General features: G+C 65.1%; 23 protein-coding genes. 11 read left to right on the forward strand and 12 right to left on the reverse strand.

Annotation, left to right across the window (positions count from 1 at the left end; translation table 11 throughout):
• Window positions 1-258 precede the first annotated feature (258 nt).
• The 3 genes from LCM4576_RS29700 to LCM4576_RS29710 form a co-directional block, all read right to left on the reverse strand.
• Window positions 259-1,119, reverse strand: a complete 861-nt coding sequence (locus tag LCM4576_RS29700; protein WP_071035977.1) for a lytic transglycosylase domain-containing protein — start codon at window positions 1,117-1,119, stop codon at window positions 259-261.
• A gap of 3 nt (window positions 1,120-1,122) precedes the next feature.
• On the reverse strand, window positions 1,123-2,373 hold the full coding sequence (ispG, locus tag LCM4576_RS29705) for a flavodoxin-dependent (E)-4-hydroxy-3-methylbut-2-enyl-diphosphate synthase (protein WP_071035993.1): 1,251 nt from the start codon (window positions 2,371-2,373) through the stop codon (window positions 1,123-1,125).
• Between the two features lie 252 nt (window positions 2,374-2,625).
• The gene (locus LCM4576_RS29710) at window positions 2,626-2,805 is read right to left on the reverse strand and encodes a YdcH family protein (RefSeq protein ID WP_071035978.1); all 180 of its coding nucleotides are present in this window, start codon (window positions 2,803-2,805) and stop codon (window positions 2,626-2,628) included.
• Window positions 2,806-3,035: 230 nt separating this feature from the next.
• On the opposite strand from LCM4576_RS29710, the gene LCM4576_RS29715 reads away from it, so the two are divergent.
• The 3 genes from LCM4576_RS29715 (at window position 3,036) to LCM4576_RS29725 (ending at window position 4,929) form a co-directional block, all read left to right on the forward strand.
• On the forward strand, window positions 3,036-3,239 hold the full coding sequence (locus LCM4576_RS29715) for a YdcH family protein (RefSeq protein ID WP_040985243.1): 204 nt from the start codon (window positions 3,036-3,038) through the stop codon (window positions 3,237-3,239).
• Window positions 3,240-3,358: 119 nt separating this feature from the next.
• Window positions 3,359-3,856: a 5-(carboxyamino)imidazole ribonucleotide mutase gene (gene purE / locus LCM4576_RS29720; RefSeq protein WP_071035994.1), complete on the forward strand. Its 498-nt coding sequence runs from the start codon at window positions 3,359-3,361 to the stop codon at window positions 3,854-3,856.
• Window positions 3,853-4,929 carry a 5-(carboxyamino)imidazole ribonucleotide synthase gene (locus LCM4576_RS29725; protein ID WP_071035979.1) on the forward strand — a complete coding sequence of 359 codons (1,077 nt, stop codon included), beginning with the start codon at window positions 3,853-3,855 and terminating at the stop codon, window positions 4,927-4,929. Before purE ends, LCM4576_RS29725 begins: the two co-directional genes overlap by 4 nt.
• Here LCM4576_RS29725 and LCM4576_RS37835 read toward each other — a convergent pair whose 3' ends face one another.
• Window positions 4,930-5,475 carry a lysozyme inhibitor LprI family protein gene (locus LCM4576_RS37835; protein WP_407067410.1) on the reverse strand — a complete coding sequence of 182 codons (546 nt, stop codon included), beginning with the start codon at window positions 5,473-5,475 and terminating at the stop codon, window positions 4,930-4,932.
• A gap of 124 nt (window positions 5,476-5,599) precedes the next feature.
• Here LCM4576_RS37835 and ykgO point away from each other — a divergent pair, with 124 nt between their 5' ends.
• The 3 genes from ykgO to LCM4576_RS29745 all read left to right on the forward strand — a co-directional run bounded on the left by ykgO (window position 5,600) and on the right by LCM4576_RS29745 (window position 7,724).
• A complete protein-coding gene (gene ykgO, locus LCM4576_RS29735) occupies window positions 5,600-5,725 on the forward strand; it encodes a type B 50S ribosomal protein L36 (RefSeq protein WP_040974291.1) in 126 nt (41 codons plus the stop codon).
• 145 nt (window positions 5,726-5,870) lie between these two features.
• Window positions 5,871-6,488: a hypothetical protein gene (locus tag LCM4576_RS29740; RefSeq protein WP_071035981.1), complete on the forward strand. Its 618-nt coding sequence runs from the start codon at window positions 5,871-5,873 to the stop codon at window positions 6,486-6,488.
• 174 nt (window positions 6,489-6,662) lie between these two features.
• Window positions 6,663-7,724 (forward strand): alpha/beta fold hydrolase, encoded by a 1,062-nt coding sequence (locus LCM4576_RS29745; RefSeq protein WP_071035982.1) that lies wholly within the window; start codon window positions 6,663-6,665, stop codon window positions 7,722-7,724.
• Between the two features lie 93 nt (window positions 7,725-7,817).
• Here the strand turns inward: LCM4576_RS29745 and pyk are convergent, their stop codons facing one another.
• Window positions 7,818-9,245, reverse strand: coding sequence for a pyruvate kinase (gene pyk / locus LCM4576_RS29750; RefSeq protein ID WP_071035983.1), 1,428 nt, complete (start codon window positions 9,243-9,245; stop codon window positions 7,818-7,820).
• Entirely contained in the window at window positions 9,242-9,799 is a 558-nt protein-coding gene (locus LCM4576_RS29755) for a DUF1036 domain-containing protein (protein ID WP_198540339.1), read from the reverse strand. Before LCM4576_RS29755 ends, pyk begins: the two co-directional genes overlap by 4 nt.
• Window positions 9,800-9,968: 169 nt before the next feature.
• Here LCM4576_RS29755 and LCM4576_RS29760 point away from each other — a divergent pair, with 169 nt between their 5' ends.
• The 3 genes from LCM4576_RS29760 (at window position 9,969) to LCM4576_RS29770 (ending at window position 12,616) form a co-directional block, all read left to right on the forward strand.
• A complete protein-coding gene (locus LCM4576_RS29760; protein ID WP_071035984.1) occupies window positions 9,969-10,766 on the forward strand; it encodes an N-formylglutamate amidohydrolase in 798 nt (265 codons plus the stop codon).
• A 27-nt stretch (window positions 10,767-10,793) separates the two neighbouring features.
• Window positions 10,794-11,102 (forward strand): DUF1244 domain-containing protein, encoded by a 309-nt coding sequence (locus LCM4576_RS29765; protein WP_071035985.1) that lies wholly within the window; start codon window positions 10,794-10,796, stop codon window positions 11,100-11,102.
• A 332-nt stretch (window positions 11,103-11,434) separates the two neighbouring features.
• The gene (locus LCM4576_RS29770) at window positions 11,435-12,616 is read left to right on the forward strand and encodes an MFS transporter (RefSeq protein WP_071035995.1); all 1,182 of its coding nucleotides are present in this window, start codon (window positions 11,435-11,437) and stop codon (window positions 12,614-12,616) included.
• On the opposite strand, the gene LCM4576_RS29775 is transcribed toward LCM4576_RS29770, so the two are convergent.
• The gene (locus tag LCM4576_RS29775; RefSeq protein ID WP_071035986.1) at window positions 12,574-13,488 is read right to left on the reverse strand and encodes a LysR family transcriptional regulator; all 915 of its coding nucleotides are present in this window, start codon (window positions 13,486-13,488) and stop codon (window positions 12,574-12,576) included. The two genes, LCM4576_RS29770 and LCM4576_RS29775, sit on opposite strands and share 43 nt — an antisense overlap.
• Before the next feature lie 96 nt (window positions 13,489-13,584).
• On the opposite strand from LCM4576_RS29775, the gene LCM4576_RS29780 reads away from it, so the two are divergent.
• Window positions 13,585-14,544, forward strand: coding sequence for an SDR family oxidoreductase (locus tag LCM4576_RS29780; RefSeq protein WP_071035987.1), 960 nt, complete (start codon window positions 13,585-13,587; stop codon window positions 14,542-14,544).
• A gap of 58 nt (window positions 14,545-14,602) precedes the next feature.
• Here LCM4576_RS29780 and LCM4576_RS29785 read toward each other — a convergent pair whose 3' ends face one another.
• The 4 genes from LCM4576_RS29785 to LCM4576_RS29800 all read right to left on the reverse strand — a co-directional run bounded on the left by LCM4576_RS29785 (window position 14,603) and on the right by LCM4576_RS29800 (window position 21,065).
• Window positions 14,603-14,761 (reverse strand): DUF3309 family protein, encoded by a 159-nt coding sequence (locus LCM4576_RS29785; RefSeq protein ID WP_071035988.1) that lies wholly within the window; start codon window positions 14,759-14,761, stop codon window positions 14,603-14,605.
• 98 nt (window positions 14,762-14,859) lie between these two features.
• Entirely contained in the window at window positions 14,860-18,036 is a 3,177-nt protein-coding gene (locus LCM4576_RS29790) for an efflux RND transporter permease subunit (RefSeq protein ID WP_071035989.1), read from the reverse strand.
• Between the two features lie 73 nt (window positions 18,037-18,109).
• Window positions 18,110-19,288, reverse strand: coding sequence for an efflux RND transporter periplasmic adaptor subunit (locus LCM4576_RS29795; protein ID WP_116398043.1), 1,179 nt, complete (start codon window positions 19,286-19,288; stop codon window positions 18,110-18,112).
• 355 nt (window positions 19,289-19,643) lie between these two features.
• Entirely contained in the window at window positions 19,644-21,065 is a 1,422-nt protein-coding gene (locus LCM4576_RS29800) for a coniferyl aldehyde dehydrogenase (RefSeq protein ID WP_071035990.1), read from the reverse strand.
• Window positions 21,066-21,372: 307 nt separating this feature from the next.
• On the opposite strand from LCM4576_RS29800, the gene LCM4576_RS29805 reads away from it, so the two are divergent.
• On the forward strand, window positions 21,373-22,257 hold the full coding sequence (locus LCM4576_RS29805; RefSeq protein WP_071035991.1) for a GyrI-like domain-containing protein: 885 nt from the start codon (window positions 21,373-21,375) through the stop codon (window positions 22,255-22,257).
• A 68-nt stretch (window positions 22,258-22,325) separates the two neighbouring features.
• Here LCM4576_RS29805 and LCM4576_RS29810 read toward each other — a convergent pair whose 3' ends face one another.
• On the reverse strand, window positions 22,326-23,456 hold the full coding sequence (locus LCM4576_RS29810) for a patatin-like phospholipase family protein (RefSeq protein ID WP_071035992.1): 1,131 nt from the start codon (window positions 23,454-23,456) through the stop codon (window positions 22,326-22,328).
• Window positions 23,457-23,802: the final 346 nt, after the last annotated feature.

Consider the following 23,802-nt stretch of genomic DNA (forward strand, 5'->3'; position numbering starts at 1 on the left):
AACCGCCGCCCGTCAATCCAAGTCGAAGGCACTCCCGTTGCTCTCCCGATCAGATGAGCCTCGACTATGTCTAACTTTCCCCGGACAGCCCTGCCGTGAACGGGGGGAGATTGGCAGTTTCAGCGCCTCGCTCGGTCATGYAACGTTGGCGATTGGCGAAGGCCGGCGCGACATCTGATCTCCCCCCTTGCGGGGGAGATGTCCGGCAGGACAGAGGGGGTGCTGTCCCGCCGACGTCTCGGACTTTCCAACTTACTACTACCGGTTGCGCATCACCACGCACGCCCCGCCGACGCTTTGCAGCTTGTCGCAGATGCCGTTGGCTTCGCCGCGCGAGTCGGCGCCGATCCTGACTGCGTAGATGCCGCGGCGACCGATCGGCGTGCGCACCCGGCTCACCACCGGATCATGGCTGRCGAGCAGCGCCGGGAATCGGCTTTTGACCCTCAGCCATTGGCCGATCGCCGCCGAGCGGCGGAAATTGCCCGCCACCTGCACGCCCCACGGCTTGACGTTGATCGAGGCCATGGYGACGGTCCGTGACATGATCACCGGCAGCCGGCGGCAGGCGACCGCGAAGCTCATCTTGGGATCGAGCGGCTGGACGGCGCCGGCATAGGATTTGTCGGAGAACTTGTCGACGGGCTCGCCCATGATGTCGAAGACATAGCTTTCCGTCTCCATCGGCAGGAAGCCGCCGGAGGCGAGCCAGCGCGACACGCGGTTCTCGCCGGCATTGTAGGCCGCCGCCGCGAGGCCGAGATTGCCGTAGCCCGCCTTCATCTCGGCGAGATATTTCGCCGAGGYCGGGATCGCCTGCTCGATGTCGAAGGAATTGGCCAGGCCTCGCATCTTGGCGGTGCCGGGCATGAATTGCGCGATGCCTTCCGCGCCGACCGGGCTCACCGCGTTCGGATCGAAACGGCTTTCCTTCCAGATCAGCCTGGCAAAGAAATCCTTGGGCAGGCCATTCTGTCGGGCCTGGGTTTCGATCAGATCGCAGACACGGCTGATCAGCCGTTTGGCAGCCGATTTCGACTGCGGCGGATCCGCCGAAGCGGCCGCCACCCAACTCAGGYAGCAAAGCAAGGCCAGGGTCACCGTGAGGAAACGGTGCATGGCCTACTCGGCCGCCGCCTTGCCGTGTCCGTAGCGCTGCTCGATATAGTCGCCGACCATCTTCTCGAAATCCTGCGCGATCGAGGGTCCGCRCAGCGTCRCCRCCTTCTTGCCGTCGATGAAGACCGGCGCCGTCGGCGTCTCGCCGGTGCCGGGCAGCGATATGCCGATATCGGCGTGCTTGGATTCGCCCGGRCCGTTGACGATGCAGCCCATCACCGCGACCTTGAGGTTCTCGACGCCGGGATATTTCTCGCGCCACATCGGCATGTTCTTGCGGATGTCGGCCTGGATGCTCTGGGCGAGTTCCTGGAACACGGTGGACGTCGTGCGCCCGCAGCCGGGGYAAGCCGCGACGATCGGCACGAACTGCCGGAAACCCATGGTCTGCAAGAGTTCCTGCGACACCTGCACCTCGCGGGTGCGATCGCCATTCGGCTCCGGYGTCAGCGAGATGCGGATCGTGTCGCCGATGCCCTGCTGCAGGAGGATGCCCATCGCGGCGGAAGAGGCGACGATGCCCTTGGTGCCCATGCCCGCCTCGGTGAGACCCAGATGCAGCGCATGGTCGGAGCGGGTGGCGAGCTCGGTATAGACGGCGATCAGATCCTGCACGCCGCTGACCTTGGCCGACAGGATGATCTTGTCGCGGCCAAGCCCGATCTCTTCGGCCATCTCCGCCGACAGGATCGCCGACTGCACGATCGCCTCGCGCGTCACTTCCTGCGCGGTGAGCGGCGAGCCCTTCGCCTGGTTGTCGTCCATCAGCCGGGTCAAGAGCTCCTGGTCGAGCGAGCCCCAGTTGACGCCGATGCGCACCGGCTTGTCGTGTTTGATCGCCATCTCGACGATGGCCGCGAACTGCCGGTCCTTCTTGTCCTTGAAGCCGACATTGCCAGGGTTGATGCGATATTTCGCCAGCACCTCGGCACAGGCCGGATGATCGGCGAGCAGCTTGTGGCCGATATAGTGGAAATCGCCGACCAGCGGCACGTCGATGCCGAGCCTCAGCAGCCGCTCATGAATGCGCGGAACCGCGGCCGCGCTCTCGTCGCGGTCGACCGTGATGCGCACGATTTCCGAGCCGGCGCGGTGCAGCGCCGCGACCTGGGCAACGGTCTGATCGACATCGGCCGTGTCGGTGTTGGTCATCGACTGCACGACGACCGGGGCGCCGCCGCCGACGATCACGCCGCCGACCGACACGCCGACCGAGTTGCGCCGCGGAAAGGGAGAGGAAAAATATCCGGTCATGCCGGCCGCCTTCATCTGAAAGTTCCGGGCATGAGGTGGCGGAGCAAAGATGGCTTGTCAATGGCAACCGGCAGGCAAGGCCGTCAAATCCGCTGCTCCCAATTTGCCGCCGCGCGGCTCAAAAGGAAGCATCGGCCTGCCGAATGGCGCCCAAAGCGGTCGGGAAATTCAGCGTAAAACACCAGCCGGTGGCATTTCTTGCCACCGGGAGGCTGCACCGCGGCGGGAGCGGTTATGGTGCCTAGAGGAGTTTCAGTGTGCGGTCGGTTTCACCTTCAGCTTTTCAATCTCGTCCTTGATTGCCAACTTGCGCCGCTTGAGAGTGGCGATCTCGAGGTCGTCTACCGAAGGATGGTTCATCGCGTCGATAAGTTCGCGCTCGATATCGCCGTGCTTTCGCTRCAGCTCATCAAGATGGGATGCAAGAGACATGATTGGTTCTCCCTTTCATGGTTTCCTCGATTGCAGCCGTCGYGGGCGCCTCCACCGCAGGTTGCGACTGTGACGGCACGATGATAGTTTGCCACCAACCAATCTCGATGTCGAATGCCACGTGGTAGCATTCCACGACAAAGTGAAATGTGATAAGGGCTGCGCGCCGGTCACCAACCGGTCCCGCCCAACCAGCCCGATTGGGCGATGCATACGCAAAACGGTAGATAATGTCCGAACAGGAACAGGCTGAAATACGCCTCGAATATTCCCGGCTCAAACAGGAACACGCCGATTTCGACGCCGCCATCAACGCGATGATCGCCACAGGCTGCGACCCGCTTCAGATCCAGCGCATGAAGAAAAAGAAGCTGATGCTGAAAGACCGGCTGTCGGCGCTGGAAGACCGCATCATCCCCGACATCATCGCCTGAGCTGAGGCGACGGCCAAGGCCGTGGACCGCGCCGGCCGAAAGGACTGCAGGCATCGACAATCCTTGCGGCAGCAGGCGAATTCCGCTAAGGCGCGCCTTTGTCGCCGGGGAGCGAAGCCTTGACCGATCAGCGTGCCGACGTCGCCATCATCATGGGCAGCCAGTCCGACTGGGCGACGATGCGCCAGGCCGCGGAGACGCTCGAGGCGCTGGGCATCCCGCACAAGCGGCTGATCGTCTCGGCGCACCGGACCCCCGACCGTCTCTATGAATTCGCCAAGGGCGCCAAGGCCGCCGGCTACAAGGTGATCATCGCCGGCGCCGGCGGCGCGGCGCACCTGCCCGGCATGACGGCGGCGATGACGCCGCTGCCGGTCTTCGGCGTTCCCGTCGAATCCAAGGCGCTGTCGRGCCAGGACTCGCTGCTTTCCATCGTGCAGATGCCGGCCGGCATCCCGGTCGGCACGCTGGCCATCGGCAAGGCGGGCGCGGCGAACGCCGCCCTTCTCGCCGCCGCCGTGCTGGCACTGAACGACGACAAGCTTGCAGCCCGGCTCGACGCCTGGCGCTCTGCGCAGACCGCCAAGGTCGCCGCCGAACCGACGGACACGCCGTGAATCTCGCTCCGGGATCGACCATCGGCATCATCGGYGGCGGCCAGCTCGGCCGAATGCTGGCGATGGCCGCAGCGCGCCTCGGCTATCGCGTCGTCGTGTTGGAGCCCCAGCCCGACTGCCCGGCCGCGCAGGTCGCGAACCGGCAGATCGTCGCCGCCTATGACGATCCGGCAGCGCTTGCCGATCTGGCTGCCTCCAGCGCCGTCGTCACCTACGAATTCGAGAATGTTCCGGTCGCCGCTGCCGAAGCGTTGGCGGCGAGGGTTCCGGTCTATCCGCCGGCCCGCGCGCTCGAAGTGGCGCAGGATCGCCTGACCGAGAAAAGTTTCCTCAACGGTATCGGCATCCCGACGGCGGAGTTCCGTCCGGTCGGCAATGACGACCAGCTGACCGAGGCGCTCAAGACGTTCAACGGCAGCGGCGTGCTGAAGACCCGCCGCATGGGCTATGACGGCAAGGGCCAACGCGTCTTCCGCAACATGGAAACGGCCGGTTTTGCCGGTGTCTGCGAGGCCATGGGCAATGTGCCGCTGATCCTCGAATCGCTCGTCGCCTTCGAGCGCGAGATTTCGGTGATCGCCGCGCGTGGGCTGGACGGATCCGTCGCGGCTTACGATCCGGCGGAAAACGTCCACCGCGAAGGCATCCTGCGCACCTCGACGCTTCCAGCCGCGATTGATCCGGCGACAGCGGCGGCCGCCAAGGACGCGGCCGCCAAAATCCTCTCCGCGCTCGACTATGTCGGCGTCATCGGCGTCGAATTCTTCGTGCTTGCCGACGGTTCGCTTCTGGCCAACGAGCTGGCGCCGCGCGTCCACAATTCCGGCCACTGGACGGAAGCCGCCTGCGTCGTCTCGCAGTTCGAGCAGCATATCCGCGCCGTCACCGGCCTGCCGCTGGGCTCKCCTGCCCGCCATTTTGATTGCGTGATGGAAAACCTGATCGGCGACGACATGCTGAGGGTGCCGRCCCTGCTYAACGAACCCGATCTGATGCTGCATCTTTACGGCAAGGCCGAATCGCGCCCCGGCCGCAAGATGGGCCATTTCACGCGCCTCATCAGGCCGCGATAGCTATTGCATATCCTGGTCGCCGCCGCTCGCGTCCGAGCCGGCGCAGCTCGGATCGCTGAGCTTGCAGTTGGCGTCGGACGTGAGCTGCTTGATGCGCTCGTTGGTGAGCTTGGTCAGGCACTGCGATACCTCCATCGGATGGATGGAGCCGCCCTCGCTGTCGGCGGTCGAATAGGCGCATTCGGCGTCGCGGAAAGCGATCCAGGCGCGTTGCGCCGTCTGCAAGAGCTTGTTCGAGGCCTGATCGTTGCTGCCGACGATGTTCTTGTAGGCGGCGTTGAGCTTGGCGTCGGCGGCCTGGTAGTCGGCATCGGCGCAGATATTCAGCATCGACTGACTATCGTCGTTGYGGTCGCAGTCTTCCGCCCAAGCGGCCGGGGCTGTCGCAAGCAAGACCAGACAGGCAGGCAGAAACATGCGGCGCATGTGCAATCTCCGGTCGTTTCGCCGAGATCGCACCATTCCAGCCGCTTTCGAGTCGCGCAATGGCGCGTCGCCGGGATGGCGAATATTTGATATGCCGGCCCACTTGTGGCATTCGGACATCGTCACGTGGTTGACACGGACGACACTCCTCGTTTATGAGCCACGCCAAGTTCAAAGGCGCGCTTTTTTCGGGCGCGCCTTTAAAATTCGGCCCGGGACGGGCCCTGACCGAACAGGCAAGACCATGAAGATCAAGAATTCGCTCAAGGCGCTCAAGGCGCGTCACCGCGACAACCGGCTGGTTCGCCGCAAGGGACGCATCTACATCATCAACAAGACCGCTCCGCGCTACAAGGCGCGCCAGGGCTGAGCCTTGCGCGCGGCTTGATGCATGTCGCCCGAAAAGGAAGCGGCATGCGAAGAGACCAGGCCGCGCTGATGTCGATTGCCGGTTCGCCGGCGCTCTCACGCTAAAATCACTTTGACGATCCGCCGTCCGGGACTAGATTCCGGCGATGCGGATTCTTTTTGCATTTTTCACCGCCCTTTTGCTTTCCGGCTTGCCTGCGGGAGCCGAAGAGGTGCCGGGCGCGCTGCCTCCGGATGCCGCGCCGCCGCCCGCCGCCACGCCGCCGCCGGCCGCTCCGACCAAGCAGGGCCGCCTCGACCAGCTCTTTACCGAGCTGAAGCGCGAGCGCAACGAGAAGGCGGCCGAGCGCATCGCCGGCCGCATCTGGAACGAATGGAGCCAGTCGGGCAGCGCCTCGATCGACCTGATGATGCAGTGGGCGCAGAAGGCGACGGAAGACCAGAAATTCGACGTCGCCCTCGATTTCCTCGACCAGGTCGTGACCTTGCAGCCCGACTATGCCGAAGGCTGGAACCGCCGTGCCACTGTGCATTTCCTGATGAAGAACTACGGGAAGTCGATGGCCGATATCGACCGCACCTTGCAGCTCGAGCCGCGCCATTTCGGYGCGCTCTCCGGCCTCGCCCAGATCATGACCGAGACCGGCCACAAGCAGTCGGCGCTGGAAGCCTGGCAGAAGGTGCTGGCGATCTACCCGATGATGCGCAGCGCCCAGGACCAGGTCTCGACGCTCTCGGAAGAGCTGGCCGGCGAGGGAATTTAGGCAGTAGGGATTGGGCAGTAGGCAGTAGGGGAAGAGAGCCCTACTGCCTACTGCCTACTGCCTACTGCCTACTGCCTACTGCCTACTGCCTACTGCCTACTGCCTACTGCCTACTGCCTACTGCCTACTGCCTACTGCCTAAACTAATTCCGCCCCTCGCCCGTATCTCCCCCCATGAACCTCATCTGCGCCGCTCTCCTCTTCCTCGTCGCGTTTTTCTTTGCCCTCGCCGGCGTCACCCGCGCCGGCGTCTGGTCGATCGAGCGTCGCAATCCGCCCGTCGGCGCGTTCGCCGAGATCAGGGGCGCGCGCATCCACCATGTCCATATCCCGGCGCCGGCCGGGGCCGATCTGCCGCCGGTCGTCTTCATCCATGGCGCCAGCGCCAATCTCAAGGACCAGATGCTGCCGCTGAAGCCGCTGCTCGAGGGGCGCGCCGAGATGCTGTTCCTCGACCGCCCGGGTTTCGGCTGGTCGGCGCGCGGCGACAATGAGACGCTTGCCGCGCAGGCGGACACGATCGCCGCGCTGATGGACCGCTTGGGCATCGAAAAGGCGGTCATCGCCGCCCATTCCTTCGGCGGCGCGATCACCACGGCCTTCGCCCGCCGGCATCCCGAAAAGACGTTGGGGTTGGTCTTCGTCTCGCCCGYCACGCATCCATGGCCGGGCGGCGCGACCGCCTGGTATTACAAGCTCGCCGCCACGCCGGTGATCGGCTGGCTGTTTTCCGAAACGCTCGCTTATCCGGCCGGCATGCTGCGGATCGGYGATGCCACCGCTTGCGTCTTTTCACCMAACAAAGTGCCGGAGTTCTATATCGACGACGCCTCGATCCCGCTGGTGCTCAGGCCATCCGCCTTCCGCGCCAACGCCCGCGATGTCGCTCAGCTCTACGACTATGTCCACGCCGCCTCACCCTCATACCGCGAGATCAAGGCGCCGACCGTCGTCATCTCGGGCGACCGCGACAWGGTGGTCTACGCCACGATCCATTCCGTCGGYCTCGAGCGCGACATTCCCGGCGCCGAGTTGGTCTGGGTCCGCAATCTCGGCCACAAGCCAGACTGGACCGCGCCCGACCTCGTCCTCGGCGCGATCCAGAAAGTCGCGGGCAAAGATGTCGATCTACAAGCGATGGCCAGAACCGTGGAGGGGCGGATCRCCGGCGATGCCTATCATGACGGCCAATGCCCGGACATCAAAGTGCCCGATGCCGAGCTCGCGCCGACCTGAAACCTCGGGAATCAGCTCCTGAATGCCACGGCAAGTACGGTTAGGTGTGCCGATATTCGGGTTAGGCCGGCCTGACCCGAATATCGGCACGCCCTAATGCGTATCCGACCCGACATAGGCAATGCGCAGCATATTGGTCGAWCCAGGCGTTCTCAGCGGCACGCCGGCGGTGATGATCACCYGGTCGCCAGGCTTGCCGAAACCTTCTTCCAGTGCGATCCGGCAGGCCCGGTCGACCATGTCGTCGAGATCGGTGGCATCCTCTGAGACGACACAGTGCGTGCCCCACAAGAGCGACAGGCGGCGCGCGGTGTTGAGGATCGGCGACAGCGCCACGATCGGCACCTGCGGGCGCTCGCGCGCGGCGCGCAGGCCGGTGGTGCCCGACGCGGTGTAGGRGATGATCGCCGACAGTTTCAGCGTCTCGGCGATCTCGCGCGCGGCGAGCGAAATGGCGTCGGCCCCGGTCGCCTCGGGCTCCGAGCGCTGCGCGTTGATGATGCCGGCATAGGTCGGATCGGTTTCGACCTTGGTGGCGATGCGGTTCATCATGGCGACCGCCTCGACCGGATAGGCGCCGGCCGCGGATTCGGCCGAAAGCATGATCGCGTCCGCGCCTTCGAAGACGGCGATCGACACGTCGGAGACCTCGGCGCGGGTCGGCACGGGCGCGGTGATCATCGATTCCAGCATCTGCGTGGCGATCACCACCGGCTTGCCGGCACGGCGCGCCGCGCGGGTGATCTGCTTCTGGATGCCGGGCACCGCCTCGACCGGCATCTCGACGCCGAGATCGCCGCGGGCGACCATCAGCGCGTCGGAGAGTTCGATGATCTCGGGGAGCCGGRCAACCGCCTGGGGCTTCTCGATCTTGGCCATGATCAGCGCGCGGCCGCGCGCGATCTTGCGGGCCTCCGCCAGGTCTTCCGGCCRCTGCACGAAGGACAGCGCCACCCAGTCGACGCCGGTGGCAAGCACCGCGTCGAGATCGGCACGATCCTTCTCGGTCAGCGCGCCGACCGGCAGATCGGTGTCGGGCAGGCTGACGCCCTTCTTGTCGGAAATGCCCGAGCCGGCGACGACCGTGCAGGTGATCGACTTGCCGTCGGCCTTCACCGCCTTCAGCTCCAGCTTGCCGTCGTCGATCAAAAGTCGGTGACCGGCCTCGACCGAGCTCAGGATTTCCGGATGCGGCAGGTAGACACGGCTGGACGTGCCCGGTTCCGGATTGTCGTCGAGGGTGAAGGTCTGGCCGACGGTCAACGCTTCCTTGACGTTGGCGAACTTGCCGACCCTGAGCTTCGGCCCCTGCAGGTCGGCGAGGATGCCGATCGGCCGGCCGACGGCGGCCTCGACGGCGCGGATGCGACCGACGAGCGTGCGCATCAGCTCGTGATCGGTGTGGCTCATATTGATGCGGAAGACATCGGCACCGGCTTCGAAGAGCTTTCTCAGCATCTCTTCGGAGGAGGAAGCCGGACCGATGGTGGCGAGGATCTTGACCTTGCGGTTACGTCTCATTGACTGTTTGTTCCCGGAGCGGGGGCCGCCGCTGGCGCGCCTCCCGTTGCGGGCTCGTCGGTCAGCTGGACCATCCAGCTGGCCTGCTCGCCCGTGTCATATTCTTGGAATCCGGCGCGCTGGAAGCCCCGGGCGACGCAATCATTCACGCCGGCGATCTTGAACTCTTTTTCGGCGACGCACATGTTGATCGGGCCATCCCAGCGCCCGCCGCGTTCGGCGTCTTCTGCATAAAGATAGTAAAACCTTGATGACAGYGGACCCTCGATGAGCGTCTTGCAGGTCGATCCTTCGATGTGCCACCAGCCCTCGGTGATCCAGCCGGCCTTGGCGCGATAGCCGATGCCGACGCCCACCAGATTTTGCGTTGCGTTGCAAACGCGGAAGTCGGCCCGGGCCGGCGAGGTCGCGAAAACCGCGCACGATCCCGCGCCGATGATCAGCAACGGCACGGCCAGGCGCTTGCGCAACCGGCCGGCAAAACCCATCGCAGATTCCCTTGCGAACCACATTTGCATCTCTCGAAGCCCCTTTTCAGCAAACTCCGGTCGCATGTCAACGCGCCGTTTTGTTCAATTCCAATCGATTTAGAAGGGCCCGTCGCGCAAATTCTCCCCGCGCAGGGGATTTTTGCGGAAACCTTGGCCAAACAACGGCATTGCGCCAGCGTCCTCTTCGTGGAATGACGATACCACATCGCAGCCGCCATCCCCTTTTCAGCCGATGACCCGATCCACAGTTTTCACGCCATTCGACATTGTCGAGGGCGACCGCAAGAAAGGCGTCGTGCTTCTGGCCGACCACGCCCGCCGCGACCTGCCGGAGGAGTATGGCAGCCTCGGTTTGYCGGCGTCCGAATTCGAGCGTCACATCGCCTATGACATCGGCGTCGAGACGGTGACGCGCGAGCTCGCGGCACYGCTCGGCGTGCCGGCCGTGCTTGCCGGTTTCTCGCGGCTGTTGATCGACCCCAACCGGGGCGAGGACGACCCCACCATGATCCGTCAGCTCTATGACGGGACCGTGGTGCCGGGAAACTATCCGATTGCCCGGGAGGAACGCGAGCGGCGGCTCGACCGCTTCTACCGGCCCTACCATGACGCCGTCGGCGCTATGATCGCCTCCGTGGCGCACGCCTCGGGCCAGGCGCCATTCATCTTCTCCGTGCATTCCTTCACGCCGGTGATGCAGGGTTTTGTCCGCCCCTGGCATGTCGGCGTCCTGTGGGACCGCGACGACCGCGTGGCGCGGCCGCTGATCGATATGTTGGCGCAGGACCAGTCCCTCGTCGTCGGCGACAACGAACCCTATGACGGCGCGTTGCGCGGCGACACCATGTTCCGCCACGCCATCGTCAATGGCTACGCCCATGCGCTGATCGAGATCCGCCAGGATCTGATCRCCGACCGCGCCGGCGCTCTCGCCTGGGCCGAGCGCCTTGCGCCGATCGTTGACGCCATCGACCGGCGTGCCGATATACATCAGGTGAAGATGTTCGGCTCGCGCACCGGACCCGTGTGACGAGCCCGACAGGCCCGGAGGTTCCCAATGACCGAACTCAGCGACGACCAGAAACGCGACTTCGAGGCGGCGGCTTTCCGTCGGCTGGTGGCGCATCTGYGCGAACGCGGCGACGTCCAGAACATCGATCTGATGAACCTCGCCGGCTTCTGCCGCAACTGCCTGTCCAACTGGTATCGCGAGGCCGCCGAGGCCGAGGGCGTGGCGCTGTCGAAGGATGCATCGCGCGAGATCATCTACGGCATGCCCTACGCCGAATGGCAGGCGCTCAACCAGACCGAGGCTTCCGCGGCCAAGAAGGCCGAGTTCGAGGCGAAGCGGCCGAAAGATCACTGAGCCAACGGCGAGGGCATAAGAGCGAACGCTGGCGGGACAGCGCCCCCCTCTGGCCTGCCGGCCATCTCCCCCACAAGGGGGGAGATTGAGCGCCATCGCCTCGCTTTTCCTGCAACGCTGGCGATTGGCGAAAGCCGACGCGGCATCTGATCTCCCCCCGTGTGGGGGAGATGTCCGGCAGGACAGAGGGGGGCGCGAAGGATCGCTACCGAGTAACTTTTTTGAGTGCACACGGCTTGGTACAAGCACTTCCTCATCAGGGTCCTTGACTGCGAATTGAATCGATCTAATTTGCCGCACAAAACACCCTTTGCATGGCAGATTTTCAGACCATGACCTTGCAAACCACGATGCAGGCCGCCACGCGCGGCCGCTGGGCCGTCGCCGGCATTTTCCTCGCCAATGGTTTCTTGACCGGCAGCTGGGCGCCGCAGATTCCGGTGTTCCTCACCCGGCTCGACATCACCCGGTTCACGCTCGGCCTGCTGATCCTGCTGTTCGGCGTCGGCGCCGTGATTTCCATGACCTGGTGCGGCCATCTCATCTCCAGGCATGGCTCGCGCACCGTGACCCGCTGGTTCGGCGTCTGCGGCAGCTTCGGCCTGCTGATCGTGGCGCTCGCGCCCAACGTTCCCCTGGCGGCGATCGCCATGCTCATCTTCGGCGGCTCGATCGGCGGCATGGATGTCGCGATGAACTCGAATGCCGTGGTGGTGGAAAGAAGGCTTTCCCGGGCGATCATGTCGTCCTCGCACGGTTTCTGGAGCCTTGGCGGCTTCGCGGGTGGCGCGCTCGGCGGCTACTCGATCCAGAACTACGGCCATCTTCCCCATGCCGTCGCAGTGACGGTGATCGCCTTTGCCGTGATCGCCTTTGCCATTCGCTACCTCATCGCCGAGGACAAGCCGCAAACGGTCGAGCACCAGAAATTCACGCTGCCGCGGCACACGGCCGTCTATCTGGTCGGGCTGATGGCGCTGCTCACCATGATCTCGGAAGGCGCGGTGCTCGACTGGGCGGCRCTCTTCCTGCATCAGGAGCTGGGCGCCGATCTCGCGGTCGCCGGCCTCGCCTATGCCGCCTTCTCGGGCGTCATGGCGCTGATGCGTTTCCTGGGCGACGGCGTGCGCAACCGCTTCGGCGCGGTGTCGACCTTGCGCGGCTCGGCGCTGGTCGCCGCTGCCGGCATGCTGGTCGCCGGTCTTTCGCCCTCGCCTTACCTCGCCATCGCCGCCTTCGCCTTCTGCGGCTTCGGCATCGCCAACATGGTGCCGATCATCTTTTCGGCCGGCGGCAACCAGGAAGGCATGTCGTCTGGCACCGGCATGAGCGTCGTCACCACCATGGGCTATTCCGGCATCCTGGTGGCGCCCTCCGCGATCGGCTTCGTCGCCGAGCACTCCAGCTTCGGCCCGATCTTCGTCGCGCTGTCCGGACTGCTGGTCATCGTGCTCTTGATGGCGGGCCTTGCTCACCGGGCCGAATTCGCTCCAGACCCCGTACCGGCCGAGTAAAGCTTCAGCTCCTCATGCAGGAAATCCGCCACGCGGCGGATGCRCATGCTGGTGCGCACGTCGCGATGCATGGCGAGCCAGACGGGCAGGACCGGCAAGGGCACGTCCGGCAGCAGCTTTTCCAGGTCCGGGTCGCGGTCGGCCAGCGGCTCCTGGCCGATGCCGATGCCGTTTCCCGTCCGCACCGCTTCCCAGAGCACGATCTGGTTGTCGGTCCTGAACCGGAAATGGCTGCGGCCGACCGGAATGCCGAACGCGGTGAAGCCGCGAATGATCTCGTCGCTGCGGTCGAAACCGACCAAGGCGTGATCGGCAAGGTCGGCCGGTTTTTCCGGCCGGCCGCGCCGGTCGAGATAGGCGCTTGCCGCGCACAGGCAGAGCGGAATGTCGGTGACCTTGCGCGCCACCAGCTCGTTCTGYGCCGGCCGGACCATGCGGATGGCGATGTCGGCGTCGCGGCGCAAAAGGTTCTCGACCTGGTTCGAGGCGACGATCTCGACCTCGATGCCCGGCTCTTCCTCGCCAAGACGGGCCATCATGTCCGGCAGCACGAAGGCGGCGACCACCTCGCTAGCCGCGATGCRCACCGTGCCCTCGATCGCCTCGACCGCACCCAGCGCCAGCAATGAAAAGGCATTGGCCTCAGCGCTGACCRCCCGCCCGCGCTCGTAGAGCGTGCCGCCGGCTTCCGTCAGCTCGTAGCCGCGCCGCCCGCGCCGGAACAACGTCACGCCGAGCGCTGCCTCCAGCTCGGCGATGTGGCGGCCGAGCGTAGGCTGGCTGGCCGCCAGCCTGCGCGCCGCACCTGAAAGACTGCCGGTTTCGGCCACCGCGACGAAGCTCTTGATCAGGTTCCAGTCGAATTCTTTCATTCATTTTTGAATAACAGATCGCCGATCTCAGTCAATTTCAATTCGTTCGTGGAGGCATCAGATTAGCCGGRCAAACGCAAACAACGGAGAGAACACWTGACCAAGATCRCAATCCTCGGCGCCAATGGCCGGCTCGGCCGCGTGGTCGGCAAGGCTTTCATCGACGCCGGCTTCGACGTCCGCGCCATCACCCGCACAGGCAAGGTGCCGGCGGRGCTCAAGGGCGCCACGGCCGTCGCCGGCGACGCGCTGGAYCGCGAATCCCTGATCCGCGCGACACAGGGCGCCGACATCGTCTTCAACGGCCTGAACCCGATCTACACCGACTGGGGCAAGTGCATGCCGATGGCCGAGAACGTCATGGCCGCCTGCCGCGAAAACGGTGCGCTGCACCTGTTCCCGGGCACGGTCTACAATTACGGCTCGCCGATGCCGCAGGTGATCACGGAAGCGACACCGTTCCATCCGACCACCGAGAAGGGCCGCATCCGCTGCGCTATGGAAGCGCTGTTCCGCGGCGAGGCCGAAGCCGGCCGGGTGCGCACCATCGTGCTCAGGGCGGGAGATTTCTTCGGCGRCACCGGCTCAGGTTCCTGGTTCGACCTCGTCGTCGCCGCCAAGATAGCGAAAGGCGTCTACACCGCGCCCGGCCCGGCCGACCTGACGCATGAATGGGCCTACCTGCCGGACTTCGCCGTCGCCTTCGTCGGCCTGGCGAAGAACCTCGACAAAACGGGCTTCTACGAAGCCATCAACTTCCCCGGCCACGCCATTACCGATCTCGACATGAAAGCCGCGGCCGAGAAGGCGCTCGGCCGCCAGCTGAAGCTCTCCTTCATGCCCTGGTGGGTGCTGCGCGCCGGCAGCCCGTTCGTGGCCATGTGGCGCGAGATCGTCTCCATGTCCTATCTGCGCTTCGAGGCGCACCGGCTGGCTTCGACCCGGCTGGAACAGGTCATCGGCGAAATCCCGCATACCCCGCTCGACCAGGCGGTGGCGCAAGCCATGCAGGATATCGGCATCGCCATTGCGCAGGTCTCGCGCCAGGCTGCTTGACTGTCGAGCAGGAAGGGAGCGGCCGGGCCTCGGAAGGCCCGGCTGTCATCGTTCAGCATCAGATCCTACCCATCARCAACAGGATCAGCAGCACGACCAGGATGACGCCGACGATGCCCGACGGGCCGTAGCCCCAGGCACGCGAATGTGGCCATGCCGGCACTGCGCCGATCAGGATCAGGATCAGGATTATTACGAGAAGTRTGCCGATCGTCATGAAAAACCCTCGCCGTCTGGTTGAACCTCGAGGGAACAATGCAAAAARCCGCCCGGTTGTTCCCGGACGGCTTTGGTCTCTGCCGGTGACAAAGTGGCTTATTCAGCTGCCTTCGGGAAAGTGATCTCCGCTTCGGCAGCCACTTCCGCCGCCTTGCCGATCGACGACATCTCGCCCCTGCCGCGCCGGAACAGGCGGCTGAGCCAGTTGCGCCGCTGGCCGGGCTTCACCTTGGCGCGGGTGAACACCATCAGCATCGAGGGCGTCACCACCAGCGTCAGCAGCGTGGCGAAGGACAGGCCGAAGACGATCGCCGAGGACAGCGATATCCACCATTGCGTCGACGGCGCGTTGATCGTCGTCTCGTGATGGAAGATTTCGAGACCGAGGCCGAAGGCGATCGGCAGCACGCCGAGGATGGCCGACACCGCCGTCAGCACCACCGGACGCGCACGCTCGCGGCAGGTCTGCAGCACCGCGTCCATCTTGTCCCAGCCCTCCTCGCGCAGCCGGTCATAGGTGTCGATGAGCACGATGTTGTTGTTCACCACCACGCCGGCCAGCGCGATCACGCCGATGCCCGACATGACGATGCCGAAGGCCTCGCCTGTCAGAAGCAATCCGAGGAACACACCGATCGTCGCCATGACCACGCAGGACAATACAAGCCACACGCTGGTGAACTTGTTGAACTGCGCAAGCAGCACCAGGAAGATCAGGAAGATCGCAGCACCGAAAGCCTTGCCGAGGAAGGCGCTGGCTTCCGCGCTATCCTCGTTGGAGCCGGCAAGCTTCCAGCGAATGCCGCTGCCGAGGTCCATGTCGGCGACGGCCTTGGTGACCTCCTGCTGCACCGCCGCGACCTGCGCGCCGGCGCTGACATTGGCCTGCACCACCACGGTGCGCGCGCCGTCGATGCGGTTGAGGATGCCGACGGTCGGCTCGGGCTTCCTGACGACGAAGTTCGAGATAGGCACCGACCCTTGCGAGGTCTGCACGCGCAGCTCGTCGAGCGTCGAGAGCGTGCGGCGGTCTTCCGGCAGGCGCAGCCTTATGTCGACCGCATCGTCGGCGCCGGCCGGCCTGTATTCCGACAGCTTGAGGCCGTTGGTCACCAGCTGCACCACCGTGCCGACCGAAGTCGGGCTGATGCCGTATTGCGCCGCCTTGGCGCGGTCGACCTCGATCGCCCAGTCGACTCCGGGCGGCGGCAGGCCATCCGAAATGTCKATGACGTTGGGGATCTTGGCGATGCGTGCGGCGACCGCCCGCGCCTTGTCGTCGAGCCCGGTCGGATCGGCGGCCGACAGCCGGATCTGGATCGGCTTGCCGGTCGGCGGACCGGCTTCCGGCACGCGCACTTCGACGTCGACGCCGGGGATGCCGGCCATCACGCCGCGCAGGTCGTCGAGGATCTGGTTGGCGGATTTGCGCTCGCGCCAGTCGACGAACTCGTACTGGATGACGCCGACCACATCCTCGGGAATGTCCTGGCCGCCGCCTTGCGTCTTGCCGACGCGCGTGTAGACCGACTTCACGCCCGGCCAGCCGAGCAGCCGGTTTTCCGCCGTCTTGGTCGCGGCGTCCATTTCCGCCAGCGAAAGATTGCCGCGGRCATGCACGTAGAGCAGGCCGTAATCCGGCTCGACGCTCGGGAAGAACTCGACGCCGGCGCCGTATTTCGAATAGGCGAAGCCGACGCCGACCAGAAGGCCGACGGTGAGCAGGATGACGGTGATCGGGAAGCGCACCGCCTGCTTGACGACGGCCATGTACCAGCCGTCGCGATTGCCCTCCTCGTGATGCTCGGGCGCCTTGGCGAAGATCGCGCCAAGCGTCGGCGCGAAGACCAGCGCGTAGAGCATCGAGGCCGATAGCGTCACGATCAGCGTGATCGGCATGTATTTCATGAAGTCGCCGATGATGCCGGGCCAGAACAGCAGCGGCGAGAAGGCGGCGATGCGCGTCATCGTCGCCGCGATGACCGGGCCGGCCATGCGCTTGGCGGCCAGTGCGAAGGCGTCCGCCTTCGGCATGCCCTCGCTCATGCGCCGTTCAGCGAACTCGGTGACGATGATGGCATCGTCCACCAGCATGCCGACGGCCAGGATGAGGCTGAACAGCACGATCATGTTGATCGTGTAGCCCATCATGGCGAGCAGCAGGATGCCGATCAGGAACGAAGATGGAATGGCAAGGCCGATGAGCAGCGAGGCGCGGCCTGACAGCGCATAGAGGATGACGATGAACACCAGGATGACGGCGATCATCACGTGGTTCTGCAGGTCGCCGAGCAACTGGTTGACGAAGACCGACTTGTCCTGCGTGTAGGTAACGTGCATRCCTTCGGGCATCGTCTTGATGAAGGCGTCCGACACCTGCCGCACCTGGCCGATCGTGTCGATCAGGTTGGCGCCGATGCGCTTCTTCACTTCGATGGCGATGGCCGGCCTTCCGTCGAGGCGCGTCACCGTCTCGGCGTCCTTGAAGGTCGAGCGCACTGTCGCGATGTCCTTGGCCTGGACCACGGCGTTGGGCGTGGCGACCACCGGCAGGTTGGCGACATCCTCGGGCGTCTCGATCAGCGACGGCACCTTGACCGCGTATTTGCCTTCCGAGCCTTCGAGATTGCCGGCCGCGACCAGGCTGTTGGAGGACGCGACGCCCTGGATCACCTGGTCGAGCTGCAACCCGTAGGAGGAGAGCTTCACCGGGTCGACGACAACCTCGACGAGGTCGTCACGCGCGCCCTGCAGCGAGCCTTCGAGCACGCCGGGCACTTCCTCGATGCGGTCGCGCAGCTCGCGCGCGGCCGACGTCAGCACGCGCTCCGGCACGTCGCCGGAAAGCGTGACGACCAGGACCGGGAATTCCGAGACGTTGACTTCGTTGACCGTCGGCTCCTCGGCCGCCTGCGGCAGGTCGGCCTTGGCGTCCTGAACCTTGCTGCGCGTATCCTGCAGCGCCGTCGCGAGATCCGTCTGCGGCTGGAACTCGACCAGCACGTAGCCGCCGCCCTGGAATGCGGCCGAACGCATCTCCTTGAGCCCCTTGAGGCTCTTGAGCTTGCTTTCCATTGGCCTGAGCAGCAGGCGCTCGGAATCCTCCGGCGAGATGCCCTGATAGATCAGGCTGACATACATCATCGGAATCGGAACGTCGGGCTCCGCTTCCTTCGGCGTCGACTGATAGGCGACCCAGCCCGCGACGAGCAGGAACAGCAGCGCCGAGATGGTCAGGCGGGCGTTGTTGATGGCGAGTCTGACGATATCCATGACTTCGGCCTGTTATGCTTCAAAGGCTGCGGACCCCCATCGCCGGATTGGTCCGGCAACGGCGCGTCGTGCTTTACTGCGTGCCGGCGGAGGCTTCACTGATCAGCTTGTTGATGGTCGCCTGGTCGGCCTCGACGGGTTTCACCGTGTCGCCTTCCTTCACCAGTTCCTGGCCGGCGACGATGATGCGCGCATCTTCCGGAATGCCGCCCAGCACCAGCCMATGCGGCGTGTCGTCGACGAGGTCGATCGGGAAGAACGCCACCTTGCCATCCTTGCCGACGGCGCGGATGCCGAGGTCGCCCTTGTCGCCCAGCGTCACCACCGAGCGCGGCAGCATGACCGCGTTGGTCGGYTCGGCGCTGAGCGTGATCTCGGCCGTCATGCCGGCGGGGATGGAGCCGTCGGCATTGGGGATCGCCACTTCAACGCGGAAGGTGCGGGTCTGCGCCGACGCATCGCGGCTTATATAGCGGACCGTGCCGGTGACCTTCTGGTCGTTGACCAGGCGCACATCGGCCTCGTCGCCGATCTTGACGTAGCGCAGGTCGCGCTCGCTGATCTCGCCGCGGGCGATGACCGGGTCGAGCTTGAGGATCGTCGCCACCTCGCCGCCCTGCATCACAGAGCTGCCAAGTTCCACCGGGATGCGGTCGATGACGCCGTCGAACGGCGCCTTGACCTCGTTGCGGTCAAGCTCCGCCTGCGCGGTGTCGAGTTGCGATTGCGCCAGCGTCAGGTTCGAGCGGGCGGTGTCCAGCTGCAGCTTCGGCAGATTGCCGGTCTTGGCTAGGCGCTCGGCGGCATCGAGCTCGGCCTTGCGCTGGACAAGAAGCTGCTTGGCGTTGTCGACATTGGAGATCTTCTCCTCGGCCGCGAGCATCAGCACGAGATCGCCGGTCTTGACGCGGTCGCCCTGCTTGACCGGCAGCTTTTCGATGACGCCCGCGACACGCGTCGCCAGCACGGCGCGCTTGTCGGCCTCGGTGAGACCCGAAATCCGGATCGCCCGCGCGAAGGTCTTGCGCGGCGGAGTGACCACCGCGACGGTGCGCGGTGCGGCCTTCGGCTCGGCCTCGGCCTTGTTCGGCTTGGCGGCCTCCGCTTGCTTGTCGGTGGTAACCGACTTGTCGGTGGTGACCGACTTGTCGGCGGCGCTGCCGACGGAGGAAAACTCGCCCGTCCCCATCCAGGCCGCGAACCCGATGAGCACGGCAATGGCTGCAAGCTTGTGAAACCTGATTTTCGGCATCGTCATTTTTCCGTAGCAGGACCTGGCGAGGTCGGCGCTTCCGACTTGGGCGCGCGGCCGATATGGGTGTGCGCGGGGCCTAGTTCAATTTGCCGTGATCGGCGGACGCGCGCTTCTACCTGAAAGTTGCGGCGCAATATAGTCGGAAAAGTTGCAGGAACATTGCGGCGTGGAACGCAGTGCCTCGACAAAGGCGGGCTTTTCTGCCAGCCGGCTGGCGCTTTTGCCGGCGCGCCGACGGGTTCCCCAAGGTTACTGGCAGCAGCCGTCAGCATGATGCGAAAAATCGTCCATCGGCGGCGGCAACCGCCCGGTTGGAGCGCGGTCATGCCCCACTATGCCAGGGTTGAATCTGTCAAGTGATGAGGTTGAGCAGCCGGAAGATGCGCTCGAATGTCCTGCCGTAAGGCGGGCGCAGCAAGCCGCCGGCGCTGAGCTTCGACTGGATGAAGATCGGCTTTTCCTTGCTGAATGTGCGGAACCCCCATTCGCCGTGATAGGCGCCGGTGCCGCTCTCGCCGACGCCGCCGAAGGGCTGCCGCTCCTGCACCAGATGCAGCATGCAGTCATTGATCGTGACGCCGCCGGCCACGGTTCCCCGCATGACCTTCTGGCGATTGGCGTTGTCGCTGCCGAACCAGTAGAGCGCCAGCGGGCGCTCGCCCCGGTTCACATGCTCGATGGCCTCGTCGACCGTGCCATATTCGACGATCGGCAGCACCGGCCCGAAAATCTCCTCGCGCATGAGCCGCAGATTTTCGCCCGCATTGCGCACCAGGACCGGCGCCATCTTGCGGTCGGTGACGCCGAGCGTCTCGTGTGCCGGGTTGACCTCGACGATATCGGCGCCGCTGTCGCGCGCCTCGGCGACCATGTCGCTCAGCCGCCGGTGATGCCGCTCGCTGACGATCGCCGTATAGTCGCGATTGTCGCCGAGGCGCGGATAGAGCTTCGCGATCGCCGCGGCGAACTTGGCCGCGATCGCCGCGCCCTGGCCTTGCGGGACCATGAGATAGTCCGGCGCGATGYAGGTCTGGCCGGCATTGAGCAGCTTGCCGTAGGCGACGCTGGCGACCGCCGCGTCGAGATCGCAGGACGGATCGAAGATCGCCGGCGACTTGCCGCCGAGCTCGAGCGTCACCGGCGTCAGATTGGCGGCGGCGGCCAGCGCCACCTGCCGGCCGACGGCGGTCGACCCGGTGAACAGGAGGTGATCGAACGGCAGCGACACGAACGCCTTGCCGACATCGGCGTCGCCGACCATCACGGCGACCTCGTCGGCGGCGAAATATTTTTCGACCAGGCTGGCGAGCAGGTCCGAAAACTTAGGCGTCAGCTCCGACGGCTTGATCATCACGCGGTTGCCCGCCGCAAGTGCGGCAGTCGCCGGCGCGACGGCGAGCTGGAAAGGGTAGTTCCAGGGCGAGACGATGCCGACGACGCCGAGCGGCTGCGCCAAGAGGCGGTTGCGGCCGGGCAGGAACGGCAGGCTGGTGGCGACGCGCCGCTCGCGCATCCAGGCGCCGAGATGCGACAGCGCATGCCTGATGCCGGCGCGCACGACGAACAATTCGGCAAGCCGCGTCTCCTCGGCCGAGCGGGCGGAGAAATCGCTGTCGATCGCGGCGCATATCTCGGCCTCGTGCTTTTCGGTGAGCGCGAGGACGCGCTTCAGCCGATCCTTGCGCAGGTCGAGCGTCGGGAACGGCTCCTTCTCGAAGGCCCTGCACTGCGCTTCAAACCGGACCCCGAGAGCATTCTGTCTGGTCTGCAGCATCGCGACCTCCCGTTTACGTGCAGGTAAGTTACATCGCCCGCACAGCCGAATCCAGCATTGCCCCGGTTCCGTAGGGGAATGCTCCGGCAGTGCCGACCCAAGCGCCTCGAACATGCCGTTTGGCACCCGCCTCAGCATGGGGACGGGAAAGCGATCGGTCCGCAAACGGCCCTTTTCGCCGTTCATGCATTGATCGGGCGTGCGTAAACGGCCCTTGGCGATGGTGCGGCTCGCGGCAAAACCGCAAGATCGGTCGAGCGCCTCATGTCCGCGCGGCTTAGCTGGTGCTGCCACGGAGAATGGAACGATGAAGGCGGCGGTTCAAAACCACCATGCCCGGATGCAGCGGGTGCTGGATCACATAGACCGGCATCTCGACGACGATCTGGACCTGGACGCGCTGAGCGGCGTCGCGGCCTATTCGAAATATCATTTCCACCGGCAGTTCACGGCGACCTTCGGGCTGTCCGTGCATCGCTATGTCCAGCTCGCCCGCATGAAACGCGCTTCATTCAGGCTGGGCTATGCGGACGCCGAAAGCGTCACGGACATAGCGATGGATGCCGGTTACGACGCGCCGGATGCCTTTGCCCGCGCCTTTCGTCAGCGGTGCGGGCAATCGCCGTCGTCGTTCCGGAGATCTCCCGACTGGGGGTCGTGGCTGATGGCCTTCGGGCCTCTCGACAATGCGAGGAGAAAGCTCATGCAGATCATTTTCACCGATGACGACGTGACGATCCGCGAAGTGCCGCCCACCCCGGTGGCGATCATGGAACATCGCGGGGATCGGGCGACGCTCGGCGACACCATCCAGCGCTTCATCGCCTGGCGCAAGGCAGCCGGCCTGTCGCCAGAAACGAGCCCCACCTTCAACGTCTTCCGCTCCGAGAGATGTCCCGCTGTCGCGGCCGACTACAGCATGGACATTTGCGTCGGCACCGACCAGCCGATCGCGGCGGACGACAAGCAGATGAAGGCCGGCGTGATCCCCGGCGGACGTTGCGCCGTGCTGCGCTACCCCGGCAACACCAACAATCTGGAGCCGGCAGCACTCTACCTTTATCGGGAATGGCTTCCGGCCAGCGGCGAGGAAGCGCGCGACTTTCCGATCTATTGCCAGCGGCGGCTGTCCTTCCTTCCGGAACTGTCGGTGCCCGAGATCGTCGTCGAGCTCTTTCTGCCGCTGAAATAGCGCGGCGGGAAGAGCGGACCGGCCGCTATCCACCCGATCTCGGTCTTACGGGCAGACGACCTTGGCAATCAGGCGCGCCGGCGCGCGGATTCCGGCTTGATGCGCGCCGCGAGGAATTCCTTGACGCGACGCCCCGGCGCCGGGCCGCGCAGCGGCTTGAAGCCATCGTCGAGCTCACCCGACAGGTCGAGCGTCGGCCGCTTGCCGACGGCGTCGTAATTCTCCTCCAGCCAGTCGCTGGCCGCACTTCGGCCGAGGTCGCGAAGGTAGGCGAGGAAGGCCCATTCGGCATTGACCTTGGACGACGCGGAGAGGTCCTTGAAGGCCTCGTCGGCATCGATGCGGTGCATGCGGATGTCGCGATATTCGCCATGCGGCAAGCGGCCGGCCGCGATCAGTTCCTTGACGAAGGCGATCGAGCGGAATTCGCGCAGGAGCCCGGCGTTGAAGGTGATCTCATCGATGCGGTTCTGGATCTCGTTGGCGCTCTTCGGCGTGCCTTCGCRCACGACCGGATTGATCTGCACCAGAAGCACGTCCTCGGTCGCCGCCGTCTTGAAGAACGGATAGAGCGCCGGGTTGCCGCCATAGCCGCCATCCCAATAGGGCACGCCCTTGATCTCGACGGCGCGGAACAATTGCGGCAGGCAGGCCGAGGCCATCACCGTGTCGAGATCGATCTCGCCGTCGGAAAAGACGCGCAATTGTCCGGTCTCGACATTGGTCGCCGAGATGAACAGCTCCATCGACTTGCAGGCGCGTACATTGTCGAAGTCGATCTCCTTCGCCACCACGTCGCGCAGCGGGTTGAGGCCGAGCGGATTGGCGACATAGGGCGAGAACACCCGCGACATCGTGTCGAAGAAGACATAGCCGGGCGTGTTCTCGATCGACCAGTTGCCCCAGACCACGTCCCAGGGCATGCGCTGCACCGGGCTGAAGCGGCCCTTCGAGGCCACCGCCCGCCAGAAATCGTCGAGCTTCCTGCGCGCGCCTTCCACGCCGCCCCACACGAACCCGTCGGCCAGCGCCACCGCGTTCATCGCGCCCGCGCTGGTGCCGGACACCGCCGCGATCTCAAGCCGCCCATCTTCCAGCAGCCGGTCGAGCACGCCCCAGGAAAAGGCGCCATGCGAGCCGCCGCCCTGGAGCGCGACGTTGATCTTCTTCTTGTCCTCCGCCTTGCCGTTCTTCGCCATGGCGTTCCTTGTCTCGATGCGCCGGCCTGCCCCTGCGTCATCGCGAGGGACAGGGTTCCGTCTGCCTATGTTGCAGTGCAGCATATAAGGGCGGACCAAGGCAAGAACACGAACACACAAGCGTGATCGAATGAAATTTCGACCGCGAGACGCTCCTTCCTCGCCCCACGAAAGTGGGGAGAGGTGGCCCGGCGAAGCCGGGACGGAGAGGGGTCTTCGCGGCAGCCGGAGGTCCCTACCCAGAGCTGTTTGTGGATATCGAGGGCTCGCCGGGCGCCTCACTTGCAGGGAATGTCGCTTCACCACCGGCGTCCCCCTCTCCGTCCCGGCTTCGCCGGGCCACCTC

Source organism: Mesorhizobium sp. LCM 4576 (assembly GCF_001854815.1).
GTDB lineage: Bacteria > Pseudomonadota > Alphaproteobacteria > Rhizobiales > Rhizobiaceae > Mesorhizobium > Mesorhizobium plurifarium.

Bases quoted from the DNA above. Each gene is read 5' to 3' on its own strand.
- LCM4576_RS29715 (WP_040985243.1), top strand. From the start codon at position 3,036: ATGTCCGAACAGGAACAGGCTGAAATACGCCTCGAATATTCCCGGCTC.
- LCM4576_RS29805 (WP_071035991.1), top strand. From the start codon at position 21,373: ATGAAGGCGGCGGTTCAAAACCACCATGCCCGGATGCAGCGGGTGCTG.
- ykgO (WP_040974291.1), top strand. From the start codon at position 5,600: ATGAAGATCAAGAATTCGCTCAAGGCGCTCAAGGCGCGTCACCGCGAC.